Raw genomic sequence first — 18,550 nt, forward strand, 5'->3', positions numbered from 1 at the left:
GTGAGCCCGGGGACGAAGCCGGGGTGCCGGGCGGGAATGCGGGAGCCCGACCGGACGCTGAGGCAAGAGCCGGCGATCATGGTCGACGTCGACGGATGTCGATGGAGGCACCGATGCCGACACCGACCATGACCGCGGCCCTGCCCCGTGTCCCGAGCAGCAGTTGAGAGGCCATCAGTGACCACCGCGTTCGATCCCGTAGACCTCGCCGGCATCCCGCTCGCCAACCGCATCGTCATGGCGCCGATGACCCGCAACCGCGCCACCGAGGGCGGCGGCGTGCCGACCGACTCGATGGTCGCCTACTACGCCCAGCGCGCCACCGCCGGTCTCATCGTCACCGAGGCCACCCAGACCGCCGTCGTCGGCCAGGGCTACCCCTTCACCCCGGGGCTGCACTCCGCCGAACAGGTCGCGGGCTGGCGCCGGGTGACGGACGCCGTGCACGAGGCGGGCGGCCGGATCTTCGCGCAGCTGTGGCACGGCGGCCGCATCGGCCACCCGGTGCTGCTGCCGGACGGGCTCATACCGGTGGGACCCTCCCCGGTGGCCGCCGACTGCCAGGTCTTCACCGAGGACGGGATGAAGGACTGCGTCACGCCGCACGAACTCACCGACAACGAGATCCGCACCACCATCGCCCAGTTCGCGGACGCCGCCCGCAACGCCATCGAGGCGGGCTTCGACGGGGTGGAGATCCACGGCGCCAACGGCTATCTGGTGCACCAGTTCCTGGCCCCCAACAGCAACCGGCGCACCGACGCCTGGGGCGGCGGCACCGAGGGCCGGATCCGCTTCGCGGTGGAGGTCACCCGGGCGGTGGCCGAGGCCGTCGGCGCGCACCGCACCGGTCTGCGGCTCTCGCCCGGCAACCCCTTCAACGGCATCGACGAGCCCGCCCCCGAGCCGCTCTACACCGCGCTGCTCCGGGCCGTCGAACCGCTCGGCCTCGCCTACCTGCACATCTGCGACGTCCCGGACCGCGAGCTGCTGGCCCGGCTGCGCAAGCACTTCACCGGCACCTTCGTCCTCAACCCGGCCAACGACGGCCGCCCCACCGGCACCGAGGACCTGGGCCTGCTCGAGGACGGCAGCGCCGATCTGCTGGCCTTCGGCCGGCAGTTCCTGGCCAACCCCGATCTGCCCCGGCGGCTGGCGCTCGGCGGGCCCTTCAACACCCCCGACCGGGCGAGCTTCTACGGCGGCGACGACACCGGCTACCTCGACTACCCGGCACTCGAGGCCTGACGTCCGCGCAGCCATGACACGAGCGCGGCCGCCGCACAGACCGAGCTGTGCGGCGGCCGCGCCACCCGTGACAAGACCGCTTACTTCACCGGCGTGAAGTCACGGGCACCGATGTACTCCGGACGCCGGATCGGCGCCGAGAACGGTTCCACCGCGGTGTTCTCCACGCTGTTGAACACGATGAAGACATTGCTGCGCGGGTAGGGCGTGATGTTGTCGCCGGAGCCGTGCATGGCATTGCAGTCGAACCACGTCGCCGAGCCGGCCCAGCCGGTGAAGAGGCGGATGCCGTGCTTGTCCGCCATCTTCGTCAGCACCTCGTCCGACGGGATGCCCGCGTCCTGCATCTGCAGCGACTTCTTGTAGTTGTCCTTCGGCGTCTCGCCCTCACAGCCCACGAAGTGCCGGTGCGAGCCGGGCATGATCATCAGGCCGCCGTTGGTGTCGTAGTTCTCCGTCAGCGCGATGGAGACCGACACCGTGCGCATGTTCGCCAGACCGTCCTCGGCGTGCCATGTCTCGAAGTCCGAGTGCCAGTAGAAGCCGGACGCACCGAAGCCGGGCTTCACATTGATCCGGGACTGGTGGACATAGACGTCCGAGCCCAGGATCTGCCGCGCGCGGCCCACCACGCGCGGATCACTGACCAGCTTGGCGAACACCTCGCTGATCCTGTGCACCTCGAAGACGGACCGTACGCTCTGCGACTTCGGCTCGACGACGGAGCGCGGGTCGGCGCGCATCGCCGGGTCGAGAACGAGCCGGTCCAGTTCGGCGCGGTAGACCGCGACTTCCTCCGCGGTGAGCAGTTCCCCGATGGCGAGAAAGCCATCGCGTTCGAAGTCGCTCAGCTCGGACGGCTCGAACGGGCCGGCCGCTCCGGGCTGCGACCACACCACCGGGTCCTTCCGCGGGGTGATGACCTCGGCGGTCCCACGGGTCGGGTACAGGTCGGCGATGCGCTCGGGTGCGGTGGTCATGGTGTTGCCTTCCTCTCCTCTCGTACGTGCTCTCGGTTACCAGCTGGTGCTGCGTGACCTCCTCGACTGCCGGACGGGGCAGGCGGGTTGACGCCTCACCGGCGCCTCAGACCGTCTCGGCGTCCGTCTCGGGTTCGGTGAGCAGCGGGTAGACCCCGTTCTCGTCGTGGTCCTCGCGACCGGTGACCGGCGGGTTGAAGACGCAGACGCAGCGGAAGTCCTCCTTGATCCGCATGGTGTGCTTCTCGTGCCCGTCGAGCAGGTACATCGTGCCCGGCGTGATGGTGTATTTCTCGCCGGTCTCGTCGTTGGTGAGCTCGGCCTCGCCCTCTACGCACAGTACGGCCTCGATGTGGTTCGCGTACCACATCGACGTCTCGGTTCCCGCGTACAGGGTGGTCTCGTGCAGCGAGAAGCCGACGCGCTCCTTGGCGAGCACGATGCGCTTGCTCTCCCAGGTGCCGGACTTGGCCTTGACGTGGCGGTCGGTGCCTTCGATGTCCTTGAAGGATCGGACGATCACGGTGAGTCGGTGCCTTTCTGTGAAACGGTCGGGAGCCCTGGGCCGGTCGGGTGGCCGGCGGTCAGGCGCAGTCGCGGACCGCGCGGGCGAGGGTGCGAAGGCCCTCGTCCAGCTCCTCGGGGGTGGTCGTCAGTGCCGGGAGCAGCTTGACGACCTCGCTCTCCGGGCCGGAGGTCTCGATCAGCAGACCCAGCTCGAAGGCGCGCTTGGCGATCTTGTTGGCGAGGCTCTTGTCGACGCACTCCAGGCCCCACACCAGACCGCGGCCGCGGTACTCGGCGAAGGCGTCCGGGTGCTCCTCGACGATGGCCTTCAGGTGCTCCTCGACGATCTCACCGCGGGCGAGCGTCTGCTTCTCCATCTGCCCGTCGGCCCAGTACGTGTCGAGCGCGGCGGCGGCGGTGACGAAGGCCGGGTTGTTGCCGCGGAAGGTGCCGTTGTGCTCGCCCGGCTCCCAGATGTCCAGCTCGGGCTTGAACAGGGTCAGCGCGAGCGGCAGGCCGTAGCCGCTGATGGACTTCGAGACGGTGACGATGTCCGGCACGATGCCCGCCTCCTCGAAGGAGAAGAAGGCACCGGTGCGGCCGCAGCCCATCTGGATGTCGTCGACGATGAGCAGCATGTCGCGCCGCTTGCACAGGTCCGCGAGGGCGCGCAGCCAATCCGCGCGGGCGACATTGATGCCGCCCTCGCCCTGGACCGTCTCGACGATCACCGCGGCCGGGGTGTTCAGACCCGAGCCCTGGTCCTCCAGCAGCCGCTCGAACCACAGGAAGTCCGGGTAGGCGCCGTCGAGGTAGTTGTCGAACGGCATCGGCGTGCCGTGCACCAGCGGGATGCCGGCGCCGGCCCGCTTGAACGCGTTGCCGGTGACGGCCAGCGAGCCCAGCGACATGCCGTGGAAGGCGTTGGTGAAGGACACGATCGACTCGCGGCCCTTGACCTTACGGGCCAGCTTCAGCGCGGCCTCGACCGCGTTGGTGCCCGTCGGGCCCGGGAACATGACCTTGTAGGGCAGGTCACGGGGCCGCAGGATGATGTTCTGGAAGGACTCCAGGAACGCCCGCTTGGCCGTCGTCGACATGTCCAGGCCGTGGGTGACGCCGTCCCGCTCGATGTAGTCGATCAGGGCGCGTTTGAGGACCGGGTTGTTGTGGCCGTAGTTGAGCGATCCGGCACCGGCGAAGAAGTCGAGGTAGGTGTGGCCGTCCTCGTCGGTCATCCGGCTGCCCTGCGCACGGTCGAACACGGTCGGCCAGCCGCGGCAGTAGCTGCGGACCTCCGATTCGACGGTTTCGAAGACGCTCAGGTCGGGCTGGGTGATGGTCACAGCATGCTCCAGGGAGATGAGTGGCGAACGAAGATCGAAGTCTGTGGGCGGACGGGCGGGTCCGGCGGTGTCACGGGAGTGCCACCTGGTGTGTGCCGGTTCCGCGTGCCGTAGGGGGCAGGTCGGCGCGGCGCTCGGCGGCCGCGCCCGGGGGTCGTCAGCGCCGGCGTCCCGGTGGAGGGACGAACGGGCCGATGAGGTGCAGCACCTCCGGCTCGTGGCCCTGCTCGGGGAAGAGCCCGGCGTCGAAGAGCACCTCGCGCTGGAGCCCCGTGTCGTGGCGCTCGGCGAACGACGCGAACAGCCGCATGGAGGCGGCGTTGTCCGGCGTGATGGTGGTCTCGATATGACGAATGCCCAGTTCACGTACGGCGCGGGCGGTCAGCCCGTCCAGGAGTGCGGCCGCCAGCCCCTGGCCACGGTGCGCGTCGTCGACGGCGACCTGCCAGACGACGAGGGTCTCCGGGCACTCGGGGCGGATGTAGCCGGTGACGAAGGCGGCAGGCTCGCCCTCCGGGTCGCGGGCGACCACGGAGGTGGCGGCGAAGTCCCGGCACCACAGCAGGTAGCTGTAGGAGGAGTTGAGGTCCAGAGTCCTGGAGTCGCGGGCGATACGCCAGATCGCGGCTCCGTCCTCCACGCGTGGGGTGTCGAGCTTGAAGCCCTCCGGCAATTCTCTGATATCGCTGCGGGCACCTGCATGGTCTGCTTGTGCGGCGGTCATAGGAATTAAATTTACCGAGGGAAAAAGGAAATTGCATCGCGGGCAGGGGTTACGTCGAGGATCCGCTTGTGTTATCGCGCGGGTGCGTACGAGCGCGCGATTCGGTAGCGGAATGTGATGATTTGCCCCGGAAGTTTGGGGTGAAACGGGCACGCTGTGTAGTCGGTCACAGGTCCGTAACGTCCTCGAGATCCGTCCGAATTCTGATACTTGTCGCTAGCGGAATCTTGGCGTTTGAGGTGCAAAAAAGCGGGCAGAAGAATACGGGAAGCTGTGTTCCTGAAGAATTGGGAATTCGCAACCGGAAGGCCTGTGACAAGGCGTGCGGGAAAGAAATCCGGGTAGTCGCCAGGGTTTCCGGTAAACCACCGGCGGAATACGCAGGGCGGACCCCTGTGGGACGGTTGGCCGGGGGCCGCTCCCAAGGGCCCCGGGCCCGCGGCGCGCCGCATACAGTGCCGGTATGACGTCCATGAGCGAAGGTGCGGTGCTGCACCTCAAGGGGAGGGTCCTGGCCGGGCCGGACGAGGTGCGCGACGAGCTGTGGGTTCTCGGCGGTCGGGTGACATTCGAACGGCCGAGCGGGACGCGGGAGGTCACCACCGTCGAGGGCTGGGTACTGCCGGGCCTGGTCGACGCCCACTGCCATGTCGGCCTCGACGCGCACGGCCCGGTGGACGCCGAAACCAGCGAAAAGCAGGCCCTCACCGACCGTGATGCCGGAACGCTGCTGCTGCGCGACGCAGGGTCACCCTCCGACACCCGCTGGATCGACGACCGCGACGACCTGCCGCGGATCATCCGCGCCGGCCGCCACATCGCCCGTACCAAGCGCTACATCCGTAACTACGCCCACGAGATCGAGCCCGAGGACCTGGTCGCCCATGTCGCCCAGGAGGCCCGGCGCGGCGACGGCTGGGTCAAGCTCGTCGGCGACTGGATCGACCGCTCCACCGGCGATCTGAGCGCCTGCTGGCCGCGCGGCGAGGTCGAGGCGGCGATCGCCGAGGCGCACCGGCTGGGCGCCCGGGTGACCGCCCACTGCTTCGCGGAGGAGACCCTGGCCCCGCTGGTGGAGGCCGGTATCGACTGCATCGAGCACGCCACCGGCCTCACCGAGGACACCATCCCGCTGTTCGCCGAACGCGGCGTCGCCATCGTCCCCACCCTCGTCAACATCGCCACGTTCCCGCAGCTCGCGGACGGCGGCGAGACGAAGTTCCCCAAGTGGTCCGCGCACATGCGACGGCTCCACGCCCGCCGCTACGACACCGTACGGGCGGCCTACGACGCCGGCGTGCCCATCTACGCCGGCACGGACGCCGGCGGCTCGCTCCCGCACGGCCTGGTCGCCGACGAGGTCGCCGAGCTGATGAAGGCCGGCCTGCCCGCCGAGGCCGCCCTGTCCGCCACCACCTGGGGCGCCCGGGAGTGGCTCGGCCGCCCCGGCCTGGCCGAGGGAGCCCCGGCGGACCTGGTCGTGTACGAGACGGATCCGCGGGCGGATGTGCGGGTGCTGTGGGCGCCGCGGCTGGTGGTGCTGCGGGGGCGGGTGATCGGCTGAGGGGCGGAGGCGGTGCGGCCGCCCGCTACGGCGGTGCGGCCGCCCGCTACGGCGCCCGGCGGTCCGCTACGGCGCCCGGCGGTCCGAGCGTGCCATCCAGGCCGCGGCCACCGCGCCCGAGACGTTGTGCCACACCGAGAAGACCGCCGCGGGCAGCGCCGCCGCCGGGCTGAAGTGCGCGGTGGCGAGCGACGCGGCGAGCCCGGAATTCTGCATGCCGACCTCGAAGGCCATCGCCCGCCCGGCGGGCCTGCCCAGCCGGGCCAGCCTGCCCGAGGCGTAGCCCAGCGCCAGCCCGAGCCCGTTGTGCAGCACCACGGCGAGCAGCACCAGGGCCGCCGCGTCCTTGATCGCCGCCGCGCTCCCGGACACCACCACCAGCACGATCACCGCGATGGTGAGGGCCGAGACCCACGGCAGGGCGCGCAGCACCCTGTCGACGAACCGCCCCGCCACGACCCGTACGGCCAGACCGCCGAGCACCGGCAGCAGCACCGTCTTGAGGATGTCGGTCACCATGACGCCGGCGTCCACGTCCAGGAACTGCCCGGCGAGCAGCAGTGTCAGCGGCGGCGTGACGAGCGGCGCGAGCACCGTGGAGACCGTCGCCACCGACACCGAGAGCGCCACATCGCCGCGCGCCAGGAACGTCACCACGTTGGACGCGGTGCCGCTGGGTGCGCAGCCGACCAGGATCACCCCGGCCGCCAGCTGCGGCGGCAGGTCCAGCACGGTCGCGATCAGCCAGCCGAGCCCCGGCATGATCACGTAATGCGCGACCAGTCCCAGGGCCACCGCCCACGGCCGCTTGGCCACCGCGGTGAAGTCCGGCGGGGTCAGGGTCAGGCCCATGGAGAACATCACCACCCCGAGCAGCCACGGCACACCGGGCGCCCAGCCGGCGAAGCGCGCGGGCCACAGCAGCCCCACCGCCCCGGCGGCGAGCACCAGGAGCGGGAAGAGGGTGACCGCCCGGCGCGCGGCGCGGTCGGAGGCGGGGAGCTCGCCGGGCGGCGCGGGAGCGTGCGGCGGGGCCTGATCCGGCCGCGGGGCCCGATCCGGCTGCGGGGCCTGGTTCGTCTGCTCGGTCGACACGGCGGCACCCTAGCCGCCGTCTTCATGTACGGGACAACGAATTCCGCATGCTGGACGTCGGTCCGCCCCCGGGGCGGCGTACGACGTCAACGGGGCGCCCTGATGCGGTGAGCCCGGCGGTCGGCTCGGGTCACCCGCGCGGTGGGACGGCTGGGGCGCGGGTGATCCCCCGTGCCCCGGGAATCGAATGCAGAGGCGGAAACCACCCATTGGAGTGAACTCACCTCGCGTGGCTGCCCGTTCACCCTCGGTGCGTACACGATGTGCGGGTCGAGGTCGTCGGCGCGCGTGATGTCCCCCATTGGCGCGGCCGGCGGCTCCATTTCTCTTGTGGGGGTTCCACTCACGTGTCCACCAGTTCCACCAGCTCCTTCGGCATGCCCCGGCGGTTCGCCGCGACCTTCGTCGCCGCCGCCCTCACGGCCGGTCCCGCCGTCCTGACGGCCTCCGCGCCCGCGTATGCCACCGGTGACCACGGCGCCAACGGCACGTCCGGCGCCGTCGTGCTCCGTACCGGCCTGAACGTCGGTCTGCTGAACAAGGCGCTCGACGTCCCGCTGCGCGCCACCCTCAACGAGGTGCACGCACCGGCCTCCGCCGGCAAGACGACGCTCACCGTCGATCTGGACGGCATCAACCAGGGCAGGCCCTTCAGCGTCCTGCGGGCGGACGTCGCCACCGCACGGGCCACCGCCGACCGCCGCAGGACCGAGGGCTACGCCAACCTCGTGCACGCCAAGGTGCATGCCCCCGGCCTCGGGCTGCTGTCCCTGATCGAGGTCCAGCAGGTCACCTCCCGGGCGGTGTGCGAGGCGGGCAAGCGGCCGCGGGCCGAGTCGAATGTGCTGGGCAGCGTCCTGGTCCTGGGCAAGAAGGTCACGCTCCGCGCGGGCGGGACGACGGACGTCAAGGTGCCGGGGGTGGGCGAGGTACGGCTCGATCTGTCCCGGCGGAGCGTGACGAGCACGAGCGCCGCGGCGACCGCGCTGGAACTTAAGGTCGCGGTCAACCCGTTGAAGCTGAATGTCGCCGATGTCCGGGGGCGGGTCACGCTCGCCGAGGCGACCTGCACGGCGCCGCACGGCAAGACGCCGCCGGGCGGCTCCGGCGGCACCACCACCGGCGGCGGCACTTCCGGTGGCACCTCCGGCGGGACCTCCGGTGGCACTTCCGGCGGCACTTCCGGTGGCACCTCCGGCGGCGGGACCTCCGGTGGCACCCACTCCGGCTCCCACCCCAGCACCCAGAACCTCGCCGAGACCGGCGGCAGTTCGGCCACCCCGTATCTGGCCGGCGGCGCGGCCCTGCTGCTGGCCGCGGGCGCGGGAACGGTCGGCTACGCCCGCCGGCGCCGCACCGCCGCACCGGGCGGCCGCGGCTGAGAGACCCGTACACCGCGCCGGGTGCTGTGGGGGTTCCGGGCGCGGGTACGGCCGGGGCACGCTCCGCACGGCGTGCCCAACCCCCGCCGGGGCCCGCCCGCTAGGCCGGCCCCGGCGGGGCCCGCCCGCTAGGCCGCCGCGAGCACCTCGGCCAGCGCCGCCACGAACCGGTCCGTGGTGGCCCGGTCCCGGACCGCGAGCCGCAGCCAGTCCGGGCCCAGCCCGGGGAAGGTGTCCCCCCGGCGCACCGCGAAGCCGCGCGCCCGCAGCCCGGCCCGTACCGACGCCGCATCCGGCAGCCGGATCAGCAGGAACGGCCCCTCGGCCGGCCCGACGGCCACCGGCGCGTCCAGCTCGCCCAGCCGGGCCAGCAGATGGGCCCGGTCCCGGGCGATCTCCTCGGCCGCCGCGGCCGCCTCCGCCAGCGCCCCGGGCCTGCAGCAGGCCTCGGCCGCGGCCAGCGCCGGGCTGGAGACCGGCCACAGCGGCTGCGCCCGCTCCAGGGCGGCGACGAGCTCGGGCGCGGCCAGCACATAGCCGATCCGCAGTCCCGCGAGCCCCCACGTCTTGGTGAGGCTGCGCAGCACGACCAGGCCCGGCAGATCCGTCCGCCCGGCCAGCGACGCCCGCTCCCCGGGCACCGCGTCCATGAACGCCTCGTCCACCACCAGCGTCCGGCCGGGCCGCGCCAGAGCGGCCACGGCGTCGGCGGGATGGAGGACGGAGGTGGGGTTGGTGGGGTTGCCGATGACGACCAGGTCGGCGTCCTCGGGGACCGCGTCCGCAGCCAGCCGGAAGCCGTCCCGCTCGCTCAGCAGCACCCTTTCCACCGTGTGCCCGGCGTCCCGCAGCGCCGCCTCCGGCTCGGTGAACTGCGGGTGCACCACGACCGGCCGGACGGCCCGTACGGCGCGTGCGAGCAGGACGAACGCCTCCGCGGCGCCCGACGTCAGCAGCACCCGCTCCACCGGCAGGCCGTGCCGCGCGGCGACCGCCCGGCGTGCCGCCCGGCCGTCCGGATACGCGGCGAGGCCGTCCAGCGACGCGGCGATCTCGGCCTTCAGCCAGGCCGGGGGAGTGCCGGCGCGGACATTGACCGCAAGGTCCGTCAGCCCGGCGTCCGCGCCCCGGACCTCGGCATCGCCGTGATGCCGCAGATCGGGTTCGTGCGGCGCCGCGGCCGCGGCGTCAGCGAGCGCCCGCATGCTCGTCCCAGATCCCGGCGGCCGGCTGCCGCGACGCGCCGTCGGTGCCCCGGGCGTCCTCCGCCACCACCCGGTACCCGCCCGGCGCGCCGCCCGCCACCAGCGCGCGATAGCGCTCCATGACCACCTCGGCCACCTCGGGCGCCGCACCGATCACCTGCGCACCGAACACCTCGGTGCCGGGGTGCGCCGCGGCCCAGCCCTCGGTCTGCATGCACAGCCGCTCCAGCAGGCCACCGGGGAAGAGGAAGTACGGCAGGACGACGATCCGCCGCGGACCGCCCGCCGCCGGAGCCATCGAGGCCAGTGCCGCGCACCGGTCGAGGCCGGCCGGGACATCGGGGCCGGTCTGCGTCACGAACGCGGTCTCCACGCCCGCGTAGCCGCGTCCCTCCCACAGCAGCCGTGCGGCCCGCGCCACCTCGGCGTTGGCGTAGGGGTCGGCCGACCCGCGCCCCACCAGCAGCACCGTCGTACGGGCCCGGTCCTCGGGCTTGCGGGCGCCGCCGCCCAGCGCCTCCTCCAGCCGCCGCTCCAGCACCTCGAGCAGCCTGGGGTGCGGCCCCAGCTCGGCGCCGCAGACGTAGCCGAGCCCGGGGTGACGGCCGGCCGCCCGCTCCAGCGCGACGGGCAGCGTCTCCGCCCCCTGGCCGGCCGGGGACAGCAGCAGCGGTACCGCGGCGAGGCGGGTCGCGCCCTGCCCGACGAGTTCGTCGACGGCGCCGGCCAGCGGCAGCTGCGCGGACGCTGCGCCGAAGAACCCCCCGGCGACGGGCACCTCGGGGTGGCGCTCGCCGAGCACACGCACCAGCGCGCGCAGGGTCTCGGCCCCGCCTTCGTCACGGGTGCCGTGACCGGCGATGAGCAGTGCGGGAGGGGTGGTCACTGGGTCTCCTTGGTGCCGGTGGATGCGCGGGCGGGCGCCTTGTCGCCGATGACCGCCGTCCGCCGATCCGGGCCACGGCGGGGCGGGTTGGGGGAGGTCATGACGATATCGGCACCGCCTGCGGGGGCGGCGGCCGCTCCCTTACTACCAGCGGTAACTGCCCCGCTGTCCGTTACTCGCACCGCGGCGAGCGCGCAGGTCGCCCGCGCCGGCCGTCCCTCGGGCGACGACTTCCGCTTGCCGGCGAGCAGTTCGGCGCCCGGCCCGGCGGCCAGCAGCGCGGCCGCCTCCGCCACGCTCGGCGTCCCCACGGCGGCCCGCGCCACCGCGGACGGAGCCGGCACCGCCACGGCAGCCAGCGCCGCCGCCGGGTACGACCACAGCGGCACCCCCAGCCGCCGCGCCGCCCCGGTCAGCCCCGGCTCCGCCGCCCTGGCCGTCACCGTCGCCAGCGCCGCCAGGGGCCGGCCCGTACACCCCACCGCCGCGAGCGTGGCCGTGATCAGGTCCAGGACCTCGGACGCCGGGACACCGCGGCTCGCCCCCACGCCGACGACCAGCGGCGGGGGCGGCGCACCGGCGGCGCCGGCCGTCCGGCGCCTCATGGCGCGACGGCTCCCCGCCCGAAGGGCACCCGGCCGTGCCGCCCTTCCAGGACCGCGGTGAGCCGGCCGGCGGACCCGGCCGCGACCGGACCGCCCGGCCAACGGGCGCCGAGCGCCGCCCGCCGGGCCCGTACCGTCTGGGGGTAGGGGTGTGCCGCGGCGACCGTGCGGTCCCGGTCGGGCGTGGCGGACACGAGAGGGTCGAGCACCGCGTCCGCCACCGTGCCGCCTCCCGTCATCGGGCCCTCATCGGACCGTCATCGCCCGGCGCCCGGTGCCGCCGTGCTCCGCGTCGCGCTCTCCACCAGCCGGCCGGCCAGCGACGGCACCGCCGCCCAGTGCACATGCAGATACGAGGCATGCACCCCGCCGCTGACAAAGCCCTCCACCCGCCGCCCGGGATGCGTCAGGCCCCACGCCGGGGACGCGCCCGCGCCCGGCTCGAGGACCGTACGGTGGAACTCATGGCCGCGCACCCGCGTCCCGGCGACGGCCAGCGCATTGTCCTCCAGCGCCACCGCTTCCCGGTAGCCCAGCGTGAGCCGCTCCGTCATCCGGGCGTCGGCGGGCAGCACCCCGCACATGGGCTTGCCGTCTATGGACCGGGAGAGATACAGCAGCCCCGCGCACTCGGCGGAGACCGGCGCCCCGGAGGCGGCCAGCGCGGCCACCGCCACGCGCAGCGGAGCGTTCGCCGACAGGTCCGGCGCGTACACCTCGGGGAAGCCGCCGCCGATCACCAAACCCTGTGTGCCGGGCGGCAGTTGCTCGTCCCGCAGCGGATCGAAGGGCGCCACCTCGGCGCCCGCCGCGGCCAGCAGCTCGGCATGCTCGGCGTACGAGAAGGTGAACGCGGCGCCGCCCGCGACGGCGATCAGCGGCCGCCCGCCGGCGCCGGACCCCGGCGCCGCCACCTCCGCCGCCGGATCCCACGGCGCGTCCGGCAGCTCGGGCACCGCGCGGGCCAGCGCCAGCAGCGCCTGAAGATCGCAGCCCTCACGCACCCGCGCGGCGAGCTCCCCCACCGACTCCACCGCCTCGGCCCGGCGCTCGGCGACCGGCACCAGGCCCAGATGCCTCGACGGCGTACGCGCCTGCTGCGTACGCCGCAGAGCGCCCAGCACCGGCACCCCGGACGACCCCATCGCCTCGCGCAGCAGCTCCTCATGGCGGTCCGAGCCGACCTTGTTGAGGATCACCCCGGCCAGCCGTACCTCCGGGTCCCAGGACGCGAAGCCGTGCACCAGCGCGGCCACCGACCGGGACTGCGACGAGGCGTCCACCACCAGCACCACCGGCGCCCGCAGCAGCTTCGCCACCTGCGCCGTCGACGAGAGCTCTCCCATGCCCGAGGCCCCGTCGAACAGCCCCATCACGCCCTCGACGACCGCGAGATCCGCGCCCGCCGCGCCGTGCAGGAACAGCGGTGCGATCCGGTCCGGGCCGCACAGATAGGCGTCCAGATTGCGGCCGGGGCGGCCGGTGGCCAGGGCGTGGTAGCCCGGGTCGATGTAGTCGGGCCCCACCTTGTGCGGCGACACCGCAAGGCCCGCCTCGGCGAACGCCGCCATCAGGCCGGTGGCCACCGTCGTCTTCCCCGCGCCCGAGGACGGCGCGGCGATCACCAGCCGGGGGATCGCACCCGCGTTCATCGCCTGCACACCGTTCTTGCCGTGCTCACCATTCGATGCCCCGCTGGCCCTTCTGGCCCGCGTCCATCGGGTGCTTGACCTTCGTCATGTCCGTCACCAGGTCCGCGAAGTCCAGCAGCGGCTGCGGGGCGGCCCGCCCGGTGATGACCACATGCTGCGTCCCGGGACGGTCGCGCAGCACCGACACCACCTCCTCGGTGTCGATCCAGCCCCACTTGAGCGGGTACGCGAACTCGTCCAGCACCAGCAGCTTGTACGTCTCGGCGGCCAGATCCCGCTTGACCTGCTCCCAGCCCTCGCGCGCCGCGTCCTCACTGGAAGCGATGTCGCGCTGCACCCACGACCAGCCCTCGCCCATCTTGTGCCAGGCCACGCTGCCGCCCTCGCCGGATTCGCCGAGCACCTTCAGCGCCCGCTCCTCACCGACCTTCCACTTCGCCGACTTCACGAACTGGAAAACACCGACCGGCCAGCCCTGGTTCCATGCCCGCAGCGCCAGGCCGAAGGCGGCGGTGGACTTGCCCTTGCCCTGGCCCGTGTGGACGAAGACCAGCGGGCGGTTGCGGCGCTGGCGGGTGGTGAGCCCGTCGTCCGGTACGACGGACGGCTGTCCCTGCGGCATTACGCGGCCTTCCTGTTGGGGTGCGAGGGCTTGCCCTGCACGGTCCGTACGAGCGCGGAGACGTTGTCCGCGCGCAGTTCATCGAGGGTGACGGCGGTGCCCTGCAGCGCACGGGCCAGCTCGCCGGCCAGCCCCAGCCGGACCGGCCCCGCCTCGCAGTCCACGACCACCGAGGCGGTGCCCTCGGCGGCCAGCAGCCCGGCCGCGCGGTTCGCCCGCGCCAGTGGATCCTTCCCGCCGGTCGCCCGCCCGTCGGTGACGACCACGACCAGCGGCCGCCGCGAGGCATCGCGCAGCCGCTCCACCCGCAGCACCTCATGGGCCCGCAGCAGCCCCTCCGACAGCGGTGTACGGCCGCCCGTCGGCAGCTGCTCCAGCCGCGCCGCGCCCGCCTCGACCGACGACGTCGGGGGCAGCGCCAGCTCGGCGCCCTTCCCCCGGAAGGTGATCATGCCGATCTTGTCGCGCCGCTGATAGGCGTCCAGCAGCAGCGACAGCACCGCGCCCTTGACCGCGCCCATCCGCTTGCGCGCCGCCATCGAACCCGATGCGTCCACGACGAACAGGACCAGATTGCCCTCCCGCCCCTCGCGTACCGCCTCGCGCAGATCGTCCCGCCGCACCACCAGCCCCCGCCCGCTGCGGCCGCGCGCCCGCTGATGCGGCGCCGCGGCCTGCACGGTCGCGGCCAGGTGCAGCTTGCCGAGGGCGCCGTGCGGGCGCCGGGCCCCGGTGGTACGGCCATGGGCGGTACGGGCCCGCGAACGGCGGCCGTCGGCGCCCTCGCCCAGGCCCGGCACGTCCAGGCGGCGGGTACGGAAGGGGTCGCCGGCGCTGACGGCGGCCTGCTGCGCACCGGGTGCGGCGGTGGGCTGCTCGGCCTCGGACGGCTGCTGTTCGGGGACGGGGGCCGGATCGTCGCCGCCGTCCGCCCCGGGGCCGGCGGGAGGCGCCTGCTCCTGCCGCCCGCCGTCCTGCGGCGGCACCCCACCTGAGCCGGGCCCGTCCGGACCGCCGTCGGGGCCGCCGTCAGGGCCGCCGGGCCCGTCGTCCGGCCCCTCCGGCTCCGGGTCGTCGTCCCCCTCCGCCCCGGCGGACTCCGCCAGCGTTTCGTCCAGTTTGTCCTCGTCCAGACCCGGCGCGTCGAACGGGTTACGGCGCCTGCGGTGCGGCAGCGCCAGCAGCGCGGCCTGCCGCACATCCTCCGAGCGCACCTCCGTGCGCCCCGCCCACGCGGCCAGCGCCGTCGCCGTCCGGGCCATCACGATGTCCGCGCGCATGCCGTCCACCTCGAACGCGGCACAGGTCGCGGCGATCTGGCGGAGCGCCGCGTCACCGAGCCGTACGGACGCCAGCAGCGCCCGCGCGGCGACGATCCGGTCCCGCAGCGCCGTCTCCTCGTCCGCCCAGCGCCCCGCGAAGCCGGCGGGATCGTCGTCGTGGGCCAGCCTGCGCCGCACGACCTCCACCCGCTGCTCCGGCTCCCGGGAGGCCGCGACCTCGACGGTCAGCCCGAACCGGTCCAGCAACTGCGGCCGCAGTTCGCCCTCTTCGGGGTTCATGGTGCCCACGAGCAGGAAGCGGGCCGCGTGCCGTACGGAGACGCCCTCGCGCTCGACGTAGGAGGCGCCCATGGCGGCGGCGTCCAGCAGCAGGTCGACGAGGTGGTCGTGCAGAAGATTGACCTCGTCGACGTACAGCACCCCGCGGTGCGCGTCGGCCAGCAGGCCGGGCTCGAAGGCCTTCACGCCCTCCGACAGCGCCCGCTCGATGTCCAGCGCGCCCACCAGCCGGTCCTCGGAGGCGCCGACGGGCAGTTCGACCATCCGCGTCGGGCGGTCCTCGAAGGCGCCCGCCTCGTGGGGGCCGTCGGGGCAGCCGGGGTCGGGGGCGTCGGGGCCGCAGGCGAAGCGGCAGCCGGTGACGACCTCGATGCCGGGCATCAGCGCCGTCAGGCCGCGCACCATCGTCGATTTCGCGGTGCCCTTCTCACCCCGTACGAGCACCCCGCCGATGGCCGGTGAGATCGCGTTCAGCAGCAGGCCCAGCCGCATGTCGTCCATGCCGACGACCGCGGTGAACGGGTAGGAGACCGATGCCATTAACGGGTACCCCCTTCAAGGGAATTGCTGTGGTCACTCGCGTCAACTGTGCGGGGCGCCCCCGGTGGCACGAACGGCAGCCCGGCCGGCACCCCCTTCTCGATCAGCCGCAGCAGCGCGTCCGTGTCCGCGTGCTCCTCGATCAGATCGCCGAGCCGGTCCAGCTGCTCCTCGCGCAGCACCCCGAAGCTGGTGTCCGGGGCGGGGACGAACGCCCGGCCCGCGTCGGCCGCCACCCGGCGCAGGAACGCCCGCCGGAAACCGTCGCTCTCCAGCGAGCCGTGCCAGTGGGTGCCCCAGACGGAGCCGACCCGGCAGCCGTCCAGGCCGCGTCCTTGGTCATCGGACATGAACGCCTCGTCACCGCCGGTCACTTCGGCCACGCCGTGGTGGATCTCGTACCCCTCCACGGGCTCACCCAGCGCCCGGCCGGACGGCCGGGCGAGCGTCTTGTGGACCGCGAACCGCACCCGTACCGGCAGCAGCCCCAGCCCCTCGACCGCGCCCGCCCGCGACTCGACCTCGTCCTCGATGTGCTCGCCCAGGATCTGGAAGCCGCCGCAGATGCCCAGCACCGGGCGCCCCTCGGCGGCCCGCCGGGCGATCGCGTCCGCCAGCCCGCGCTCGCGCAGCCACTGAAGGGCGCGGACCGTCCCGCGGGTGCCGGGCAGCACCACCAGGTCCGCGTCCGCCAGCTCCTCGGCCCGGTCCACGAAGCGGACCACCACACCCGGTTCGGCGGCCAGCGCGTCCACGTCCGTGAAGTTGGACATCAGCGGTACGGCCGCGACCGCGACCCGCAGGACGTCCGCGCCGTGCGGCGGGGCCACCACGCTCTCGCGCACGGCACCCCGCAGCGACACCCGCAGCCCGTCCTCTTCGTCGATGCCCAGCCCGTGCGCGAACGGCAGCACGCCCAGCGTCGGCCGCCCGCTCAGCTGCTTCATCATCTCCAAACCGGGCTCCAGCAGCGTCACATCGCCCCGGAACTTATTGACGAGATACCCCGCCACCAGCTCCTGATCCTCCTTGGACAGCAGCGCCGTGGTCCCGAAGAACGACGCGAAGACGCCGCCGCGGTCGATATCCCCGACGATCACGACCGGGAGCCGGCCCGCCCGCGCGATGCCCATGTTCACGATGTCGGTGCGCCGCAGATTGATCTCGGCGGGGCTGCCGGCCCCCTCACAGATCACCGCGTCGTGGGTGCGGCGCAGCTCCGCCAGGCAGTCGGTCACGGTGCCCAGCAACTGCTCCCGGCGCCCCGCATACTGCGTCTCCCCGGGGGACGACCCCCCGGCTCCCCCGAAGTACCCCCGCGCACTCAGCTCACCCACCGGCTTGCCCAGCAGCACCACCTGGCTGCTGCGGTCGCTGCCCGGCTTGAGCAGGACCGGGTTCATCAGCGCGGTCGGCTCCACCCGGGCCGCGGCCGCCTGCATCGCCTGCGCCCGCCCGATCTCCGCCCCCTCGCGCGTCACAAAGGAGTTGAGGGACATGTTCTGCGCCTTGAACGGGGCCACCTTGACGCCCTGCCGGACCAGCCAGCGGCAGATGCCCGCCGTCACCACGCTTTTGCCCGCGTCGGACGTCGTACCGGCCACCAACAGGCCACCGCCGACCGTGTTGCCGGATGCCTTCCACCGCCCGTTCACCGGGTCCTCCTCCTGTGCCGTGCCACGCCGTGCCGTATCCCGCCGGCCGCCAGCCGTCCCGCGACCGTCGCCGCCAGCGCCAGCGTGCTCACCCGGCGCGAGAGCCGCACCGCTCGCTCGATGTCCTCCGCGCAGGGCGGCGGCGCCGGGCCGTTGAGCACCGGGCGGTGCTCGATGCGGCCGCCGTACGCCAGGGTGCCGCCCAGCCGTACGCCCAGCGCGCCTGCGAACGAGGCCTCCACCGGGCCCGCGTTGGGGCTCGGGTGCGCGCCGCCGTCGGCCCGCCAGGCCCGCAGCGCGCCGCGCCGGTCGGGGCCCGCGAGCACGGTCAGCGCGGCGGTGAGCCGGGATCCGGGCCATCCGGCCACATCGTCGAGCCGGGCCGACGCCCAGCCGAACCGCCGGTAGCGCGCCGATTTGTGGCCGACCATCGCGTCCAGAGTGTTCACCGCACGGAACGCCACGAGACCGGGCACACCGCCCAACGCGCCCCACACCAGGGCGCCCACCACCGCGTCCGAGGTGTTCTCGGCGACCGACTCCACCACCGCGCGGGCCATCTGCGGCCCGTCCAGTGCCTGGGGATCGCGGCCGCACAGATGCGGCAGCCGCTCGCGCGCCACGTCCAGGTCGCCCGCACTCAGCGCGCCGCCGATGGCCCGCGCCTCCCGGCCGAGCGAGGTGCCGCCGAGTACCGCCCAGACGGTGGCCGCGGTCAGGGCGGTGCGGGCCGCGGGCTTTCGTACGGTGCGCTGCAGGAGTGCGGCGCCGGCCGCCGCGCCGCCCGCGCACAACACGGCGTGCGCCGCGCCGTATCCGCGGTGGTCGCGCCACAGCCGTCGCTCGAGGGCGCCCGCGGCCCGGCCGAAGGCCGCCACCGGATGGCCGCGCCGGGGGTCCGCCGCGATCAGGTCGCCGAGGAAACCGAGGGCCGCGCCGCACGCGTAGGCCGCGTGTTCGCCGCGCACCGGATCAGG

Annotated in this window: 17 protein-coding genes; 3 read left to right on the plus strand and 14 right to left on the minus strand. The window is 73.6% G+C overall.

The features are described from left to right. Positions 1–177 precede the first annotated feature (177 nt). A complete protein-coding gene (locus ACZ4S3_RS06650) occupies positions 178–1,248 on the plus strand; it encodes an alkene reductase (protein ID WP_467926977.1) in 1,071 nt (356 codons plus the stop codon). An 80-nt stretch (positions 1,249–1,328) separates the two neighbouring features. Here the strand turns inward: ACZ4S3_RS06650 and thpD are convergent, their stop codons facing one another. The 4 genes from thpD to ectA all read right to left on the minus strand — a co-directional run bounded on the left by thpD (position 1,329) and on the right by ectA (position 4,805). Beyond that, positions 1,329–2,228: an ectoine hydroxylase gene (gene thpD / locus ACZ4S3_RS06655; RefSeq protein WP_467926980.1), complete on the minus strand. Its 900-nt coding sequence runs from the start codon at positions 2,226–2,228 to the stop codon at positions 1,329–1,331. 106 nt (positions 2,229–2,334) lie between these two features. Continuing rightward, positions 2,335–2,751, minus strand: a complete 417-nt coding sequence (locus ACZ4S3_RS06660; RefSeq protein WP_467926982.1) for an ectoine synthase — start codon at positions 2,749–2,751, stop codon at positions 2,335–2,337. Between the two features lie 61 nt (positions 2,752–2,812). After that, entirely contained in the window at positions 2,813–4,081 is a 1,269-nt protein-coding gene (gene ectB, locus ACZ4S3_RS06665; protein ID WP_467926985.1) for a diaminobutyrate--2-oxoglutarate transaminase, read from the minus strand. A 157-nt stretch (positions 4,082–4,238) separates the two neighbouring features. Then, positions 4,239–4,805: a diaminobutyrate acetyltransferase gene (gene ectA / locus ACZ4S3_RS06670; protein WP_467926987.1), complete on the minus strand. Its 567-nt coding sequence runs from the start codon at positions 4,803–4,805 to the stop codon at positions 4,239–4,241. Positions 4,806–5,277: 472 nt separating this feature from the next. Here ectA and ACZ4S3_RS06675 point away from each other — a divergent pair, with 472 nt between their 5' ends. Continuing rightward, positions 5,278–6,369, plus strand: coding sequence for an amidohydrolase family protein (locus ACZ4S3_RS06675; RefSeq protein WP_467927366.1), 1,092 nt, complete (start codon positions 5,278–5,280; stop codon positions 6,367–6,369). A gap of 66 nt (positions 6,370–6,435) precedes the next feature. Here the strand turns inward: ACZ4S3_RS06675 and ACZ4S3_RS06680 are convergent, their stop codons facing one another. Then, entirely contained in the window at positions 6,436–7,464 is a 1,029-nt protein-coding gene (locus ACZ4S3_RS06680; RefSeq protein ID WP_467926990.1) for a bile acid:sodium symporter family protein, read from the minus strand. Between the two features lie 377 nt (positions 7,465–7,841). On the opposite strand from ACZ4S3_RS06680, the gene ACZ4S3_RS06685 reads away from it, so the two are divergent. Then, positions 7,842–8,846: an SCO1860 family LAETG-anchored protein gene (locus ACZ4S3_RS06685; protein WP_467927370.1), complete on the plus strand. Its 1,005-nt coding sequence runs from the start codon at positions 7,842–7,844 to the stop codon at positions 8,844–8,846. A 128-nt stretch (positions 8,847–8,974) separates the two neighbouring features. Here ACZ4S3_RS06685 and cobC read toward each other — a convergent pair whose 3' ends face one another. Genes cobC through ACZ4S3_RS06730 form a run of 9 tightly spaced genes read right to left on the minus strand, consistent with a single transcriptional unit; the run spans position 8,975 to position 18,541 of the window. Further along, positions 8,975–10,051 (minus strand): Rv2231c family pyridoxal phosphate-dependent protein CobC, encoded by a 1,077-nt coding sequence (gene cobC / locus ACZ4S3_RS06690; RefSeq protein ID WP_467926993.1) that lies wholly within the window; start codon positions 10,049–10,051, stop codon positions 8,975–8,977. Beyond that, entirely contained in the window at positions 10,035–10,937 is a 903-nt protein-coding gene (locus tag ACZ4S3_RS06695) for a sirohydrochlorin chelatase (protein WP_467926995.1), read from the minus strand. The genes cobC and ACZ4S3_RS06695 overlap by 17 nt, the downstream gene beginning before the upstream one ends. Continuing rightward, positions 10,934–11,542, minus strand: coding sequence for a cobalamin biosynthesis protein (locus ACZ4S3_RS06700; protein ID WP_467926999.1), 609 nt, complete (start codon positions 11,540–11,542; stop codon positions 10,934–10,936). Before ACZ4S3_RS06700 ends, ACZ4S3_RS06695 begins: the two co-directional genes overlap by 4 nt. Next, entirely contained in the window at positions 11,539–11,781 is a 243-nt protein-coding gene (locus tag ACZ4S3_RS06705; RefSeq protein ID WP_467927003.1) for a hypothetical protein, read from the minus strand. Before ACZ4S3_RS06705 ends, ACZ4S3_RS06700 begins: the two co-directional genes overlap by 4 nt. A gap of 18 nt (positions 11,782–11,799) precedes the next feature. After that, a complete protein-coding gene (locus tag ACZ4S3_RS06710; protein WP_467927007.1) occupies positions 11,800–13,194 on the minus strand; it encodes a cobyrinate a,c-diamide synthase in 1,395 nt (464 codons plus the stop codon). Between the two features lie 25 nt (positions 13,195–13,219). Beyond that, a complete protein-coding gene (cobO, locus tag ACZ4S3_RS06715) occupies positions 13,220–13,816 on the minus strand; it encodes a cob(I)yrinic acid a,c-diamide adenosyltransferase (protein ID WP_467927010.1) in 597 nt (198 codons plus the stop codon). After that, positions 13,816–15,918, minus strand: coding sequence for a putative cobaltochelatase (locus ACZ4S3_RS06720; protein WP_467927014.1), 2,103 nt, complete (start codon positions 15,916–15,918; stop codon positions 13,816–13,818). The genes cobO and ACZ4S3_RS06720 overlap by 1 nt, the downstream gene beginning before the upstream one ends. Continuing rightward, complete coding sequence (locus tag ACZ4S3_RS06725; RefSeq protein ID WP_467927019.1) at positions 15,918–17,573, minus strand: cobyric acid synthase; 1,656 nt, start codon at positions 17,571–17,573, stop codon at positions 15,918–15,920. The genes ACZ4S3_RS06720 and ACZ4S3_RS06725 overlap by 1 nt, the downstream gene beginning before the upstream one ends. Then, a complete protein-coding gene (locus tag ACZ4S3_RS06730; RefSeq protein WP_467927023.1) occupies positions 17,570–18,541 on the minus strand; it encodes a cobalamin biosynthesis protein in 972 nt (323 codons plus the stop codon). Before ACZ4S3_RS06730 ends, ACZ4S3_RS06725 begins: the two co-directional genes overlap by 4 nt. Positions 18,542–18,550 lie beyond the last annotated feature (9 nt).

The sequence above is a fragment of the Streptomyces sp. NPDC028368 genome (assembly GCF_055565615.1).

What these genes read in the sequence shown, in the direction of transcription:
- ACZ4S3_RS06700 (WP_467926999.1), bottom strand. Translation starts at nt 11,542, where the DNA reads ATGAGGCGCCGGACGGCCGGCGCCGCCGGTGCGCCGCCCCCGCCGCTG.
- ACZ4S3_RS06720 (WP_467927014.1), bottom strand. Translation starts at nt 15,918, where the DNA reads ATGGCATCGGTCTCCTACCCGTTCACCGCGGTCGTCGGCATGGACGAC.
- ACZ4S3_RS06705 (WP_467927003.1), bottom strand. Translation starts at nt 11,781, where the DNA reads ATGACGGGAGGCGGCACGGTGGCGGACGCGGTGCTCGACCCTCTCGTG.
- thpD (WP_467926980.1), bottom strand. Translation starts at nt 2,228, where the DNA reads ATGACCACCGCACCCGAGCGCATCGCCGACCTGTACCCGACCCGTGGG.
- ACZ4S3_RS06710 (WP_467927007.1), bottom strand. Translation starts at nt 13,194, where the DNA reads ATGAACGCGGGTGCGATCCCCCGGCTGGTGATCGCCGCGCCGTCCTCG.
- ectA (WP_467926987.1), bottom strand. Translation starts at nt 4,805, where the DNA reads ATGACCGCCGCACAAGCAGACCATGCAGGTGCCCGCAGCGATATCAGA.
- ACZ4S3_RS06675 (WP_467927366.1), top strand. Translation starts at nt 5,278, where the DNA reads ATGAGCGAAGGTGCGGTGCTGCACCTCAAGGGGAGGGTCCTGGCCGGG.
- cobC (WP_467926993.1), bottom strand. Translation starts at nt 10,051, where the DNA reads ATGCGGGCGCTCGCTGACGCCGCGGCCGCGGCGCCGCACGAACCCGAT.
- cobO (WP_467927010.1), bottom strand. Translation starts at nt 13,816, where the DNA reads ATGCCGCAGGGACAGCCGTCCGTCGTACCGGACGACGGGCTCACCACC.
- ACZ4S3_RS06685 (WP_467927370.1), top strand. Translation starts at nt 7,842, where the DNA reads ATGCCCCGGCGGTTCGCCGCGACCTTCGTCGCCGCCGCCCTCACGGCC.